A 14,934-nucleotide genomic window follows, 5' to 3' on the forward strand; every position below is an offset into this window, starting at 1 on the left:
CGGGGGCTTACTGACCGTTCTGCTCGGCCTGCGCCTGCTGCGCCGCGACCGCCTTGCGGACCTCGTCCATGTCCAGCTTGCGCGCCTGTCCGATGACGTCCGTCAGGGCGGCCTCGGGCAGCGCGCCCGGCTGCGCGAACACGGCGACCTGGTCGCGGACGATCATCAGCGTGGGGATCGACTGGATACCGAAGGCCGCGGCCAGCTCCGGCTGCGCCTCGGTGTCCACCTTGCCGAACACCAGATCCGGATTGTCCTCGGCGGCCTTCTCGTAGACCGGGGCGAACTGACGGCACGGCCCGCACCAGGACGCCCAGAAGTCGATCAGGACGAACTCGTTGTCCGTGACCGTCTCGTCGAAGTTCTCCTTGGTGAGCTCCACGGTGCTGCTCATGCGTCTATCCCTCTTCCTGGTGTCGGTCGAAGCCGTCGGCACAACACGGACGGCCGGTCACGTATTCCGCGCCCCTACCCCTGTGGCCACGGAGCACACCACCCACCGGACCGACCGTCGCAGCGCAGGCTCTTTGGCGTTATTGTCCCGCTATGGACGGGCTCCAGTGGTCAGCGCGACATGCCCGCAGGCACTCGCAGCGCCAGGTGAGCGCATGACCGGCGTCGGCCGGCCCGGGCTCACCGCCGGCAGGGGGTACCGATGACAGCGGCGGAGGTGCACCGGCAGCAGGCGGCTCGGCGCCTGGTGGACCACGTCGTCCTCGACGCGGTCGAGCAGACCGGCGCCCATGCCGGGGGCCTGTGGCTGCTGCCGCCCGGTGAGGCCGTCCTGACATTGGAGAACATCGTCGGCGTGCCGCCGGAGTTCGCCGCGCCCTGGCATCGGGTGGCCCTGACCCATGCGCTGCCCGTCACCGATGCCGTCGCCGCCCGGGCCGTGGTGGAGGTGGACAGCCAGCAGGAAATGGCCCGCCGATACCCCCGCGCCGCCCTCGTCCTGCCGTACAACTTCGCCCTCGCCGCGGCGCCGGTGGTGCACGAGGACACGGTGCTGGGAGCTCTGCTGCTGATGTGGCCCGGCTCCCGGCAGCGACCGCTCAGTCCGCCCGTGCGGGACCGGCTGGAAGCCGAGTGCTCGCTGCTGGCCACCGTCCTGCACTGCGCCCACAGCGGGTCCGGCGCCTTCGGGCCGTCGGACCAGCCACGCGCCCTGGACACCGCGCCGGGCAAGGCGTCCCCCGGTGACGGGGCTGCCGCCGCCTTCTCGCGGCGTCTGCCCGAGGGCTGTGTCTCCCTCGATCTGCACGGTCGCATCGTCCACCTGAACCCCGCCGCGGCCGACCTGCTGGGCAGCGACGCGTCAGCCCTGATGGAAACCCTGCCCTGGGAGTCCGTGCGCTGGCTCGACGACCCCGTCTACGAAGACCGCTACCGCACGGCGGTCATCAGCAGACAGAACACGCTCTTCACCGCCCGCCACCCCGACGGGCGGTGGCTCGACTTCCACCTCCACCCCGACGACACCGGCATCAGCGTCCTCATCACCGGGGCCCAACGCGGCCACGACGTCCCGGCACCGTCGGCCTCCGCCCCCGCCGCGGCGACGACCCGACTCGGATCCCTCTACCACCTGATGCACCTCGCGGGCGCGCTCACCGAAGCCGTCAGCGTGAACGACGTGGTTGCCCTGGTCGCGGACACCGTACTGCCGGCCTTCGGCGCTCAAGCACTCGTGATTCTTGCGGCGGAGGGCGGGCGCCTGCGCATCGTGGGCCACCACGGCTACCCGCCCGAGACCATGCGGCGCTTCGACGGCACGCCCCTGACGTCCGCCACACCCGGCGTGGCGGCACTGACGGAGGCCACCGCCGGATTCTTCTCCGACCGCGCGGAACTGGAGGCCACCTACCCGGCACGCGTCGGCAGGGACGACGGGATGGCCGCCTGGGCCTTCCTGCCCCTGACGGCCTCCGGGCGCCCGGTCGGCACGTGCGTCCTGGCCTACGACCGCCCGCACGTCTTCCCGGCCGAGGAACGCGCGGCCATGACCTCACTGAGCGGCCTGATCGCCCAGGCCCTCGACCGGGCCCGCCTCTACGACACCGAACACGCCCTCGCCCAGAGCCTGCAGCAGGGCCTCCTGCCCCACGCCCTGCCCACCGTGCCCGGACTGGACGTGGCCGCCCGCTACCTGCCCGCCACCCACGGCATGGACATCGGCGGAGACTTCTACGACCTCATCCGGCTGGACGAGCACACCGTGGCCGCCGTCATCGGCGACGTGCAGGGGCACAACGTCACCGCCGCCGCCCTCATGGGACAGGTGCGCACCGCCATCCACGCGCACGCCACCGCGGGTGCCGCACCGCACGAGGTCCTCGCCCGCACCAACCGCCTGCTGACCGACCTCAACACCGACCTGTTCACCAGCTGCCTGTACGCACGCATCGACCTGGAAACACACCTCGCCTGCCTGGCCAACGCCGGACACCTGCCGCCCGTGCTCACCGCGCCCGACGGTTCGGCGACCACCCTGGACCTCGATGCCGGCCTGCTGCTCGGCATCACCAAGGAAGCGGCCTACTCCTCGCGCGAGGTCCCCCTGCCCCCGCGTTCGCTGCTCGCCCTCTACACCGATGGACTCGTCGAACGCATCGGCACCGACCTCTCCACCGGCATCCAAGCCCTCGTCCACACCCTCGGCACGCACCACGAGCGTCCGGCCGAAGACGCAGCACGTCACATCACGCAGGAACTCGGCGCCGACAAGGACCGCACGGACGACGTCGCCCTGATCCTCCTGCGCCCGGACAGCCTGCGGGCGCAGGCACCCCTCGCCGAGAACACCTAGGGCTCACCCAGGGCGTGTATCGAACGCGCTGGTCACAGCCACCCGTTGCTCTGAGGCAGGGGTAAACCGCTACTTCAGCGGTGGATGTGGCGAGTACGGTGTGGCTGTGGGCCTGTGATCGCGTGCAGCGGCGGCTTACGGAGACAGACGCGCGGACATGAAGGAGCGAATAGTGCCAGGCGCTGAACTGCGCGGGGTGACTCTGGACTGTGCCGACCCGCAGGCGCTGGCGGGCTTCTACGGTGCGCTGACCGGGATGCGCGAGCTCTTCAGCACGGGCGAGTTCGTCGCTCTGACGGACGACTCCGGCTGTGATCTGGGATTCCAGCGGGTTGACGGATACCGGGCTCCGCAGTGGCCGGGTCAGGAGGTGCCGCAACAGTTCCACCTGGATTTCCGCGCTGACGACCTCGATGCGATGGAAGAGCTGGCGCTGGAACTCGGCGCGGCCAAACCGGACCATCAGCCCGGCGGCGGACGCTGGCGGGTACTCCTGGATCCGGCTGGCCACCCCTTCTGCCTGACGTCTTCCTGACATCACCGGCGTGACAGGTATCCTCCCCTCCGTCAGACGCCGTAGCGCTCAGGCTTGGGCGAGCTGTTCATCAGCTGCTGGCCGCCTCGGACAGGGCATGGCGTCGCGGCCGGCCCGGCTTCGCGCCCATCGGCAACGACGGCTCCGGCCGACCCCACACCGGCATCAGCGGTCAAACCCCAGTCAGCTGCGTCACCAACCTGTCCGGACAGCACGCCCAGAGCCGCTGGACGAATCGCCGACGGCAGCCGGACACGCGTACCCAAGCTCGCCAGAACACGGACAGGACACCAGACTGAGCCCATGACGGAATCGGAAACCATCGCGTACGACGTCGTGGTGCTCGGGGCGGGACCCGTGGGGGAGAACGTCGCCGACCGCACCCGTGCGGCCGGCCTGTCCACCGCGGTCGTGGAGAGCGAGCTGGTCGGCGGCGAGTGTTCGTACTGGGCCTGCGTTCCCAGCAAGGCCCTGCTGCGCCCGGTCATCGCGCGTGCGGAGGCCCGCCGCGTGCCCGGGCTGCGCCAGTCGGTGCAGGGGCCCCTCGATGCGGCCGCCGTACTCGCGCACCGCAACTACTACACCTCCGACTGGCACGACGGCGGCGCCGCCGGGTGGCTGGACGGCATCGGTGCCGACCTCCACCGCGGTCACGGCCGCCTGACCGGACCGCGCACGGTGACCGTCACGGGCTCGGACGGCGGGCAGAAGGTGCTCACCGCCCGGCACGCCGTCGCCGTGTGCACCGGCACCGACGCCGTGCTGCCCGACCTGCCGGGCCTCGCCGAGGTCAAGCCGTGGACCAGCAGGAACGCAACGAGTGCGCAGGCCGTGCCCGGCCGTCTCGTGGTGGTCGGCGGGGGAGTGGTGGCCACCGAGATGGCCACCGCCTGGCAGGGCCTGGGCGCGCAGGTCACCGTCCTGGTCCGCGGCAAGGGCCTGCTCAACCGCATGGAGCCGTTCGCCGGGGAGCTGGTCGCAGAGGCCCTCACCGAGGCCGGCGCGGACGTGCGCACCGGCACATCGGTCGAGTCGGTCACCCGCGAGAACGGCACCGTTGTGGTGGTGACCGACCAGGGCGACCGCATCGAGGCCGACGAGATCCTCTTCGCCACCGGCCGCCGCCCGAAGACCGGCGACATCGGCCTGGACACGGTCGGCCTGGAGCCGGGCGGCTGGCTGCCGGTCGACGACAGCATGCTGGTGTCCGGCAGCGACTGGCTGTACGCGGTCGGCGACGTCAACCACCGCGCGCTCCTGACCCACCAGGGCAAGTACCAGGCCCGGATCGCGGGCGCCGCCATCGCCGCCCGCGCCTCCGGCGTACCGATCCCGGAGTCGGACCCCTGGGGCGCCCACGCCGCCACCGCCGACCACCACGCCGTCCCCCAGGTCGTCTTCAGCGACCCGGAGGCGGCCGCCGTCGGCCTCTCCCTCGCGGAGGCGGAACAGGCCGGGCACCGGGTGCGCGCGGTGGACGTCGACATGACCTCCGCATCCGGCGCCGGCCTGTACGCCGACGGCTACCGTGGCCGCGCCCGCATGGTCGTGGACCTCGAGAAGGAGATCCTGCGCGGCGTCACCTTCGTCGGCCCCGGCGTCGGCGAGCTCATCCACTCGGCGACGATCGCGGTCGCCGGCCAGGTCCCGATCGCCCGGCTGTGGCACGCGGTGCCGTCGTTCCCGACGATCAGCGAGGTGTGGCTGCGGCTGCTGGAGGCGTACCGCGACAACTGACCACCGCGCCAACTGACCTCTGTGGCAGGGGACTTCATTGACGGAAGCCTGCCGCACGGGATTTCACGCGGGCACCACCAACTCCAGATAGTCCTCGCTCCACAGGTCCTCCTCGGACTCCGGCAGCAGCACGCGATCCGGGCGCAGCGCCGCCACGGCGCCCTCGTCGTGGGTGACCATGACGATCGCGCCCGGATAGGTGCCCACCGCCGCCAGGACCTCGGCACGGGAGGCCGGGTCCAGGTTGTTGGTGGGCTCGTCCAGCAGCAGCACGTTCGCACCGGAGTGGACCAGACCCGCCAGGGCGAGGCGGGTCTTCTCCCCGCCGGACAGCACACCGACACGCTTGGCGGCGTCGTCCCCGCCGAACAGGAACGACCCCAGCACACGCCGCACTTCACCGTCCGTCAGATGCGGGGCGGCGGCCGCGAGATGCCCGGCGACGGTCAACTCGGGGTCCAGCGTGTCGTGTTCCTGCGCGAAGTAGCCCAGCCGCAGCCCGTGCCCGGGCACCACCCGGCCGCTGTCCGGCGCGACCTGACCGGCCAGGATCCGCAACAGGGTCGTCTTTCCCGCCCCGTTGGGACCGAGGACGATCAGACGGCTGCCCCGGTCGACCGCCAGGTCCACTCCGCCGAGGACGCGCCGGCCGCCGTACGACTTCGTCAGGCTGATCGCACCCAGCGGGATCCGTCCGCACGGGGTCGGTTCGGGCAGGCGGATGCGGGCCACCGTGTCGGCGCGCCGCACCGGTTCGAGGTCGGCGAGCAGACGGTCGGCGCGGCGGGCCATGTTCTTCGCGGCCACCGCCGTCGACACCCGGGCGCGCATCTTGTCCGCCTGCGCATGCAGCGACGCCGCCTTGCGCTCGGCGTTCGCCCGCTCCCGCGTCCGCCGCCGCTCGTCGGCCGCGCGCTGGGCGAGGTAGGCGTCCCAGCCCGTGTTGTGGACGTCGATCGTGGCGCGCTGCGGGTCCAGGTGGAAGACCCGGTTGACGGTGTCGGCGAGTAGGGAGGTGTCGTGGCTGATGAGCACCATCCCGGCCTGACAGGTCGTCAAGAAGGCACGCAGCCAGGTGATCGAGTCCACATCCAGGTGGTTCGTCGGCTCGTCGAGAAGCAGCGTGCCGTGATCCGCGAACAGGATGCGGGCCAGCTCCACGCGACGGCGCTGCCCGCCCGACAGCGCACCGAGCGGACGGCCGAGGAGGTCATCGGGCAGGCCGAGCCCGGCGGCGATCCGAGCGGCCTCGGCCTCCGCCGCGTAACCCCCGCGGGCCTGGAAGTGGGCCTCCGCACGCACATAGGCGTCCATCGCCCGCTGCGACCCGTCGGCCATCGCGGCCTCGGCACGACGCAGCGCGCGTACGGCCAGGTCGAGACCGCACGCGGACAGGATGCGGTCGGTGACGGTGACCGCCGGGTCGGCCGCGCGCGAGTCCTGCGGCAGATGGCCGACCTCGCCGGTGCGGGTCACGGTCCCGGCCGCCGGACGCACCGCGCCCGCCAGGGTGTTGAGCAGGGTGGTCTTTCCGGCGCCGTTGCGGCCCACCAGGCCGATGCGGTCGCCGGGGGATACATGGAAGGAGATGCCGGACAGCAGCAGACGCGCGCCGACGCGCACGTCGACACCACGAACGGTGATCATGAGAAGACGCTCCGAAAATCAGCAAGAGGACACACGGGTGGCGTGGAAGCGGGTCCTGAGCTAAGAAATTCGGGGCGTAGACATGGGGTCAGGCTAGCGAGGGGCGCTGCGCGAGCGCCTCTCATTTACGGCGTGCGAGGCTTGCGTCAGCCTCCGGAGCCGGGGTTGGCCAGGGGCGGGCCGGCCATGTGCCGAAGAGACACGTCCTGGGCGCACGCTGGACATGCGATTCGTCGTGACGGTCCGACGGTCCTGGGGCGGCAGCGCGCAGAATGGCGGTATGACGGGACACAGCGCTGACTACACGCGTGCTCTGAACAACGCCGAGCAGATCCTGGGTTTCAGCTTGGCGCCGTATGTTGATCCACGGCCGACGGAACCCGCCAACGCCTACGACTTCACACGGATCGCGACCGAGCACGCCTTCAATGACGCATGGACTCGCAGCGAGCACCTCGACCTCCGCACCCGCGCCCTCGTCTCGGTCACCATCACGGCGAGCCTGGGCATCCTCGAGCCGCTCCGGGGCCAGCTGCGTATCGCCCTGCACAACGGCGTGACCAAGGAGGAGATCGTCGAAGCCTTCATCCAGATGGCCGTCTACGCGGGTGTGGCTCGCGCGTTTGACAGCTACGCCGTGGCACGCGAGGTCTTTGCCGAACACGACGACGCGGAATCGCCTCAGGAGAGCTGAGAACTGAAGCGGCCCGGACCGCGAGAAACCCAGTGCGAGGCTTACGGCAGTTCGAAGCCGAGCGCCTTCGCCGCCTCCTTCGGCGTTGCCTGCGTCCACCGCCGGGCCATCGCCTCGTTCGACGACAGCGAGCGCAGCTCCGCCCGGTCGAGGTAGAGCGTCCCGTCGAGGTGGTCCGTCTCGTGCTGCACGATCCGCGCGGGCCAGCCGGAGAACACCTCGTCCACCACGCGGCCGTGCTCGTCCTCGCCCGTCAGCCGCACCTCGCGCGGCCGCGCCACGACCGCCTGCCAGCCCGGCACGCTCAGACAGCCCTCGAAGAACGCGACTTTGGCCGCGCCGACGGGCTCGTACGACGGGTTGACCAGCACCCGGAACGGCTGCGGCACCCGCCCGCGGGTCAGCCGCACCTCCTCCGGCACCGGCGCCGGGTCCTCGATCACCGCGATCCGCAACGGCACCCCCACCTGCGGCGCGGCCAGACCCACACCCGGCGCCTCGTGCATGGTGATCCGCAGGGCCTCGACGAAGCGGGCCAGCAATGCCGGGTCGAGCTGGCCGTGGAAGCGCTCGGTGCCACGCCGCAGGACCGGGTCGCCGGCCGCGACGATGGGCAACGGGCCGCCGGCGGCGAGGAGTTCCTCGACCTGCTCGGCAAGGGGTGCGTGATCACGGGGAGTTGCCATCGGGCCAGGATGCCATGACCGTCGGCGACAGACGTCTCGGTGTGTGACGCACGCCACTTGCGTCCCCGGGAACTCGGCGCCCTCCGCGCCCGACTACTGGACCGCTACGCCACACCACGTCCCCGTCCCCCGGAGAAGCCCGCCGATGTCCACCGCTCCCTCGACCTCCCCCACTTCCGGCTCCGCTCCAGCGGGGGGACCCCCACCGGACGAGGTCCCGCAACCGGCCGCCGCCCCGGCGCCGTCCCCCAGCAGATGGGCGCCGCTCCGCCCGCTGATCCTGCGCCTGCACTTCTACGCCGGAGTGCTCGTCGCACCGTTCCTGCTCGTCGCCGCCGTCACCGGATTCCTGTACGCCGGCGCGTTCCAGGCCGAGAAGCTCGTCTACGCCCACGAGATGACCGTCGCGCAGGTCGGCGACGCCAAGCTGCCGATCTCCGAGCAGGTCACCGCGGCGCGCGAGGCGCACCCCGAGGGCACCGTCTCGGCCGTACGGCCCTCCCCGGAGGCCGACGCCACCACCCGCGTGATGCTGTCCGGCGTCCAGGGCGTCGACCCCGACCACACCCTCGCCGTCTTCGTCGACCCGTACACCGCCAAGGTGCGCGGCGCCCTCGAACAGTACGGTTCGACCGGCGCGCTGCCGCTGCGCACCTGGATCGACGAACTCCACCGCGACCTGCACCTCGGCGACACCGGCCGGCTCTACAGCGAGTTCGCCGCGAGCTGGCTGTGGGTGATAGCGGGCGGCGGCCTGGTGCTGTGGTTCTCCCGCCGCCGCGCCCTGCGCAAGGTGCGCGGCACCAGCGGCCGGCGCCGCACGCTCGGCCTGCACGGCACCGTCGGCGTGTGGGCGGCGGCCGGGTTCGTCTTCCTGTCGGCGACCGGCCTGACCTGGTCGACCTACGCCGGCGCCAACATCGACGAACTGCGCACCTCGCTCGGCCAGGCCACCCCGTCCGTCTCAGCGACGGCCGGCGGCGAGCACGCGGGCCACGGCGCCTCCGCCTCCGCGGGGGCCGGCGAGCACGGCGTCGGCCTCGACAAGGTCCTCGCGGCGGCCCGGGCCAAGGGGTTGTCCGACCCCGTGGAGATCGTGCCGCCCCCCGACGCGAACTCGGCCTATGTCGTCAAGCAGGTGCAGCGCAGCTGGCCGGAGAAGCAGGACTCGGTCGCCGTCGACCCCGCCACCGGCGAGGTCACCGACGAACTGCGCTTCGCCAGCTACCCGTTGCTCGCCAAGCTGACCCGCTGGGGCATCGACCTGCACACGGGCGTCCTCTTCGGCCTGGTCAACCAGATCGCCCTGATGGCGCTCGCGCTCGCCCTGATCCTGCTGATCGTCTGGGGCTACCGCATGTGGTGGCAGCGCGGCCGCGGCTCCGCCTTCGGCCGGCCGATCCCGCGCGGCGCCTGGCAGCAGGTGCCGCCGCAGCTCCTCGTCCCGGCCGTCGCGGTCATCGCCGTACTCGGCTACTTCGTCCCGCTGCTCGGCATCCCGCTCGCGGCCTTCATCGTCGCGGACGTCGTCCTCGGCGAGATCGCCCACCGGCGTAAAACCCCCGGATCCGACCCGGCCGTGCCGTAGCGCATCGGCACGAGACGGTGACACGGCCGGGGCCCGGCTCCTGCACGGAACCGGGCCCCGGCCGTCGTATGTACGGCGTTGCTCAGACCTGCTCGAAGTCACCCGCAAGCGCCGAGGCGATGCGCAGGTGCGACTCGGCCTCCTCGTGCCGCGCCTGCCGCTGCAGGGTGCGGCCGAGCATCAGCCGGGCGTAGTGCTCCACCGGGTCGCGCTCGACGATGACGCGCAACTCGCTCTCCGCACGCCGCAGTTGGGCCGAGTGGTAGTAGGCACGCGCCAGCAGCAGCCGCGGTCCGGTCTGCTCCGGCACCTCCTCGACCAGCCCGCCCAGCACGCGCGCCGCGGCGGCATAGTCCTTGGCGTCGAAGAACATCTGCGCGCGCTCCCAGCGCTCCGCCGGTGTCCCGTGGTCGTAGTACGTCATCTCCACTCGTGACCTCCTTCGGTGCACTCAACCGAACGGAGTCGTTGAACATTCCACTACGGCGGTGAGGGGCCCTCAGGCCGTCAGTGCGGCCAGCTCCGCGTCGGCCCGCTCGGCTATCAGGGCCAGCACGCGGCCGGCCGCCGCCAGGTCCTCCGCCGGGATGCCGGCGTAGATCCGGGCGGAGATCGGCGCGGTCTCGCCGGTCACCGTGGCGTGGAACTCCCGCCCGGCGTCGGTGGCCTGGACGCCGGTCCCGTCGGCGGCCACCAGCCCCTTGGCGATCAGTTCCTCGATGACGCCCTGCACTTCGGCCGCATCGACCTTGAGCGCGCCCGCGACCTGCCCGACGAGTGCCTCGCGCTCGACGGGCCCGTCCGCGATCGCGAGCGGCCGCAGGGTGATCTGCTGCTGGAAGGTGGCGCCGTGGCGGGCCAGCACGTGCTCCAGGACGGCACGCCCGGCGTAGTGGGCCAGGGCGATGACGCGGGGGTCGACGGCGGGGGCGCTGCTGTATGTGGGGGTGGGTGCGGTGGTGGTCATGACTGCTCCTTCTCGCTCTCAGTGTTCTCGCCGAACGGATCAAGAGGTGCGTCGAGCAGGGTCGCCAGATCGCGGGTGAACTCCCGCGCACGCGGGCCGTCGAGGCCGCCCAGCGGCTGCATCAGCTGCTGAAGAAGTCCCTGTACGACCTTGATTGCGCGCCCGGTGGTCTCGCGGCCCTGCTCGGTGAGGGCCAGCTGCACGGCGCGCGGGTCCCGGGGGTCCCGGGTGCGTTCGAGAAGGCCGGCCGATTCCAGGTTGCGGGCCAGCTTGGACACGTACAGCGGCTCGAGCCCGGTGTGGTCGGCGAGGCGGCGCTGGCTGGGGCGCTCCCCGCTGCGCTGCATGCCGTACAGCGAGGCCACCAGCGAGTACTGCGCGTGGGTGAGCCCGAGCGGGGCCACCGCGCGGTCGACGGCGACCCGCCACTTCATCGACAGGCGCCACACCAGGAAGCCGGGCGTCGCCTTCTCGGAACCTCTGCTCATGATGAATACCGTACATGGCTATTATGTACATGGCTGCTATTTCTTCGAGAGGCCGCAAGACAGGCCGGGCGACGGCCTGACGCGACCCCCCGGGCAGGGCTAGGTTGGCGCCATGAGCAATCTTGATCGCGAGGCGGTTCCCGCCGTGTGCGGCGGCCGTGGCTTCGTGGTGGCGGAGCCGGTGCGCGAACTCCTCAGCCCTCGCCGCGTCAAGCTCGGCGAGTCGACCGAAGTCAGCCGCCTGCTGCCCAACCTGGGCCGCCGCATGGTCGGCGCCTGGTGCTTCGTCGATCACTACGGCCCCGACGACATCGCCGACGAGCCCGGTATGCAGGTGCCACCGCACCCGCACATGGGCCTGCAGACGGTGAGCTGGCTGCACCAGGGCGAGGTGCTGCACCGCGACTCGACCGGCAGCCTGCAGACCATCCGCCCGCGCGAACTGGGACTCATGACCTCCGGCCGGGCCATCAGCCACTCCGAGGAGAGCCCCCGCCCGCACGCCCGCTTCCTGCACGGCGCGCAGCTGTGGGTCGCCCTCCCCGACAGCCACCGCCACACCGACCCGCACTTCGAGCACCACGCCGAACTGCCGCTCGTCACGGCACCGGGCCTGAGGGCAACCCTGATCCTCGGCACCCTCGACGGCGCGACCTCGCCCGGCACGACGTACACCCCGATCGTCGGCGCCGACCTGACCCTCACCCGCGGCGCGGACGTACGCCTGCCGCTGGAGCCGGACTTCGAGTACGCCGTCCTGTCCATGTCCGGCGAGGCCCAGGTCGACGGGGTGCCGGTGCTGCCGGGTTCGATGCTCTACCTCGGCTGCGGCCGCACCGAACTCCCGCTGCGCGCCGAGTCGGACGCGGGCCTGATGCTCCTGGGGGGTGAGCCGTTCGAGGAGGAGCTGATCATGTTCTGGAACTGGATCGGACGGTCCCAGGCTGAGATCGAGCAGGCGCGGCAGGACTGGATGACGGGGTCGCGATTCGGAGAGGTGAAGGGGTACGACGGAGATCCGCTGCCGGCTCCGGAACTGCCGCCGCTACCGCTGAAGCCGCGGGGGAGGGTGCGCTGAGGGGCTCTGCAGGCAGGCACGGCGAAACCGCGCACTGGCAGGCGCGACGGCTCGCCGGGCTGCCCTGTCTCGTCGCTCCGTCAGGCATGGCTGCAACGATCTGCTCCGGCGCGAGCGGCAGGGCACGGACCCGTCCGTCAGCGCCGCATGAACGGCGTTGTCGATCGCCGCGGTTGTCGGGCCCTGTGCCTCGGAGAACCGGAGGATCGGGTAGCTCTCCCAGTCCTGGCCGGTCACGGTGAAACGGTCGAAGCGAACCCGTTCCTTCACCGTCCAGCTCGTTGCCTGAATCGCACCGCCCTCGGCGACGGCCTCCAACTCGGCGACCACGGTGCAGTAGGCAGCACTCAGGCCACCCCGCCTGCCGTGCGGCGGCCTCGACGATCTCACGCGCGCGGGGGTCGTCCAGATGCGCGAGCCGGTACTCCACCGGATCACGGCCGACCATGACAGCCAGTTCGTGGGGAAACGACTCGGCCGCGAACACGTTGAGGTGAGCGCCGAGCGCGCGGAGCGCGGAGGTGCGCAGCGGTGCGTCCCGCAGATGGTGGTTGATCACCTGGTGCGCGGGGACAGCGTTGCCAGGAATCGCGGTGCGGCCGGCGGCTCCACCGATGTGGATCGGAATTTCCCGCGCGGTGCGGATCGGTGGACCACCCTCGCGGTGGCTCGCCGCGAGAAACCCGGGATGGGAGCAGCTGCTGCCGATCGCGGAGCGCTCCGGCGAACTGGCTCCGGGGCCTTGTCTCTTACTCGTTCCGCAGAGCCGGGACGTCACTCTGCGCTGCGCAGCGCACCCCAGGTGTCGTGTGCCACGATGCCGTCGGCGTTCAGCCCCCGGTCGGTCTGGAAGGCCCGGACCGCGGTTTCCGTGTCGGGCCCGAACTCGCCGTCCACGCCGGTGCTTCCCACGCTGTACCCGCGCTTGGTGAGCATGCACTGCACCTGCTGTACGCGTTTGCCGCTGTCGCCAAGGCGTGTGCGTCCGTTGCCGGCGTAGTAGGTGCACTCGGAGAGCCAGGGAGCGGTGTCGGTGCCGTCGGACGGGCTGTCGGCGGACGGTGTGGGGGAGAGGGAGGCGTCCGGCGCGGTACCTGGAGCAGTGGCGTCGTCGTGCTGGTCGTCGGCGGAGCCTGAAGCGCTGGGTCGCGCGGTGGACCCGGTCTTGCTCTCGCGGTTTTCGACTACGACGCCGTCGACGTCCGGGCGGGTCTGCCCGTTCGTGCTCGGGGACACCTGCGCGCTGGAGTTGGCACGGGGCGCGGTGCCGACGGCCCTTGTGACACCGCCGTCCGTGGAGTTGGTGGCGGGAGGGGCCTGACGTATGAGCAGTAACGCCATCGCAACCACGGCGCAGGCCGAGATGCCCGCGATGGCGATCAACCACGGCTTCCTCCGGGGGCGGCCAAGGGCTTCCGCCGGGCCGTCGTCGGCCTTGACCGGTGGCTCCACTGCAGACGGAGCAGGTTCGGACACCTGCTCGGGCGGCACCGGGGGCAGATCACCCGCAGACCCTGAACGGGTCGTGCCCGCGGCAGGCACGCGGTGCAGCGTCTCGTACGCCCGCTGCCGGGCGAGTACTTTGCCGCCCAGCGGCTCCGGCCAGGTCGACGGCACGGTGCGCGCTCCGGCCGCGTCGATCAGCTCCTGTGGGGTGGGCCGCCGCTCGGGCTCCTTGGCCAGGCAGGCGGTCAGCAGCGAGCCGAGCTCCGTATCCGCCGTCGATATCTGACCGATCACTTCGGGACGCGGGTCCTCGAACGCCACCCGGTGCATCACGTCGACGCCGGTTCCGTCGCCGAACGGCGCACGCCCCGTTGCCGCGTAGACCAGTGTCCCGGCCAGCGAGAACACGTCCGACGCCGTGTCGGACCGTCCCTCCCTCAGATGCTCGGGCGACATGTAGGCGGGAGTCCCCACCCGGTTTCCGGTACCGGTGATCGCACTGGCGTCTGCGGCCTTCGCGATACCGAAGTCGATCACATGGGCGCCCCGGACGGACAGCAGTACGTTGGACGGCTTCAGGTCCCGGTGCACGATCCCCTCGGCGGTGAGGCCTGCCAGTGCCTGCCCCAGCTCCGCCACCAGCCGCCAGATCGCGGCGGGCGCCAGGGCGCCGTCCTCCCGTACGGCTTCCGCCAGGTCGAAGCCGGGGAGGTACTCCGTGGCCATCCACAGCAGTTCGTCATCGAAGCCCGTGCCGCACAGTCGCGGTGCGTGCGGCGTGCGAAGGCGGGCGTGCACCGACGCCTCACGCTCGAACCGGCGCCGGAATCTGGGATCTTCCGCGTACTCCGGCCTGATCACCTTCACCGCGACCAGACCGGGGCTGTCGTCCGTAGGACGTGCCAGAAAGACCCGTCCCATGCCACCGCTGCCGAGCAGAGCCATCGGCACATAGGGGCCGACGCGCCCGGGGTCGCCGACCCGCAGCGGCAAGGCCCCGGTCTGCCGCAGCGCGGCAGCCGCATCGTCAGCCGGCACCGGCCGCTCTCCCGACAAGAAATCCCCCGAAGTCACGTTCGACGCACGTCAGTTCACCCGAGTGGAAGACGAGGCTAACCCCAGCCTGTGCGTGTGTTCAGCGAATCGGTCACTTCTGTCGCGCGGGTCACGGGGGTGTGGGGGGTGCCGGGGGCGGGAGCGTGTGGACTTCCGGCTCCGGGATCCCGGCGGTCGAGGAGCCGTGTGAGGGGCGGGGCCTGGTG

Annotated in this window: 13 protein-coding genes; 6 read left to right on the forward strand and 7 right to left on the reverse strand. The window is 71.5% G+C overall.

Translation table 11 applies throughout. The features are described 5' to 3' along the window. Positions 1-7: 7 nt before the first annotated feature. Complete coding sequence (gene trxA, locus ABZ880_RS42925; protein ID WP_361275299.1) at positions 8-394, reverse strand: thioredoxin; 387 nt, start codon at positions 392-394, stop codon at positions 8-10. 261 nt (positions 395-655) lie between these two features. On the opposite strand from trxA, the gene ABZ880_RS42930 reads away from it, so the two are divergent. The 3 genes from ABZ880_RS42930 to ABZ880_RS42940 all read left to right on the forward strand — a co-directional run bounded on the left by ABZ880_RS42930 (position 656) and on the right by ABZ880_RS42940 (position 5,078). Beyond that, entirely contained in the window at positions 656-2,806 is a 2,151-nt protein-coding gene (locus tag ABZ880_RS42930) for a SpoIIE family protein phosphatase (RefSeq protein ID WP_361275302.1), read from the forward strand. Between the two features lie 157 nt (positions 2,807-2,963). Continuing rightward, positions 2,964-3,341: a VOC family protein gene (locus ABZ880_RS42935; RefSeq protein ID WP_361275304.1), complete on the forward strand. Its 378-nt coding sequence runs from the start codon at positions 2,964-2,966 to the stop codon at positions 3,339-3,341. 303 nt (positions 3,342-3,644) lie between these two features. Further along, positions 3,645-5,078, forward strand: coding sequence for an NAD(P)/FAD-dependent oxidoreductase (locus ABZ880_RS42940; RefSeq protein WP_361275306.1), 1,434 nt, complete (start codon positions 3,645-3,647; stop codon positions 5,076-5,078). 63 nt (positions 5,079-5,141) lie between these two features. Here the strand turns inward: ABZ880_RS42940 and ABZ880_RS42945 are convergent, their stop codons facing one another. Further along, entirely contained in the window at positions 5,142-6,725 is a 1,584-nt protein-coding gene (locus ABZ880_RS42945) for an ABC-F family ATP-binding cassette domain-containing protein (protein WP_361275309.1), read from the reverse strand. Positions 6,726-7,005: 280 nt separating this feature from the next. Between ABZ880_RS42945 and ABZ880_RS42950 the strand changes: the two genes are divergently transcribed. Continuing rightward, a complete protein-coding gene (locus ABZ880_RS42950; protein ID WP_361275312.1) occupies positions 7,006-7,419 on the forward strand; it encodes a carboxymuconolactone decarboxylase family protein in 414 nt (137 codons plus the stop codon). Positions 7,420-7,460: 41 nt separating this feature from the next. On the opposite strand, the gene ABZ880_RS42955 is transcribed toward ABZ880_RS42950, so the two are convergent. Next, positions 7,461-8,105 carry a peptide deformylase gene (locus tag ABZ880_RS42955; protein ID WP_361275315.1) on the reverse strand — a complete coding sequence of 215 codons (645 nt, stop codon included), beginning with the start codon at positions 8,103-8,105 and terminating at the stop codon, positions 7,461-7,463. A gap of 145 nt (positions 8,106-8,250) precedes the next feature. Here ABZ880_RS42955 and ABZ880_RS42960 point away from each other — a divergent pair, with 145 nt between their 5' ends. Beyond that, positions 8,251-9,693: a PepSY-associated TM helix domain-containing protein gene (locus tag ABZ880_RS42960; protein WP_361275318.1), complete on the forward strand. Its 1,443-nt coding sequence runs from the start codon at positions 8,251-8,253 to the stop codon at positions 9,691-9,693. A gap of 82 nt (positions 9,694-9,775) precedes the next feature. Here ABZ880_RS42960 and ABZ880_RS42965 read toward each other — a convergent pair whose 3' ends face one another. The 3 genes from ABZ880_RS42965 to ABZ880_RS42975 form a co-directional block, all read right to left on the reverse strand. Then, positions 9,776-10,123, reverse strand: coding sequence for a tetratricopeptide repeat protein (locus ABZ880_RS42965; RefSeq protein ID WP_361275321.1), 348 nt, complete (start codon positions 10,121-10,123; stop codon positions 9,776-9,778). A 69-nt stretch (positions 10,124-10,192) separates the two neighbouring features. Continuing rightward, a complete protein-coding gene (locus ABZ880_RS42970; RefSeq protein ID WP_361275324.1) occupies positions 10,193-10,660 on the reverse strand; it encodes a MarR family winged helix-turn-helix transcriptional regulator in 468 nt (155 codons plus the stop codon). Beyond that, the gene (locus ABZ880_RS42975) at positions 10,657-11,148 is read right to left on the reverse strand and encodes a MarR family transcriptional regulator (protein ID WP_361275327.1); all 492 of its coding nucleotides are present in this window, start codon (positions 11,146-11,148) and stop codon (positions 10,657-10,659) included. Before ABZ880_RS42975 ends, ABZ880_RS42970 begins: the two co-directional genes overlap by 4 nt. Before the next feature lie 112 nt (positions 11,149-11,260). On the opposite strand from ABZ880_RS42975, the gene ABZ880_RS42980 reads away from it, so the two are divergent. After that, complete coding sequence (locus tag ABZ880_RS42980) at positions 11,261-12,226, forward strand: pirin family protein (RefSeq protein WP_361275330.1); 966 nt, start codon at positions 11,261-11,263, stop codon at positions 12,224-12,226. A gap of 774 nt (positions 12,227-13,000) precedes the next feature. Here the strand turns inward: ABZ880_RS42980 and ABZ880_RS42985 are convergent. Further along, a complete protein-coding gene (locus ABZ880_RS42985) occupies positions 13,001-14,710 on the reverse strand; it encodes a protein kinase (RefSeq protein WP_361275333.1) in 1,710 nt (569 codons plus the stop codon). Positions 14,711-14,934: the final 224 nt, after the last annotated feature.

Origin of the sequence: Streptomyces sp. NPDC047043, assembly GCF_040644055.1 — a bacterium.
In the GTDB taxonomy this organism is placed as follows: Bacteria; Actinomycetota; Actinomycetes; order Streptomycetales; family Streptomycetaceae; genus Streptomyces.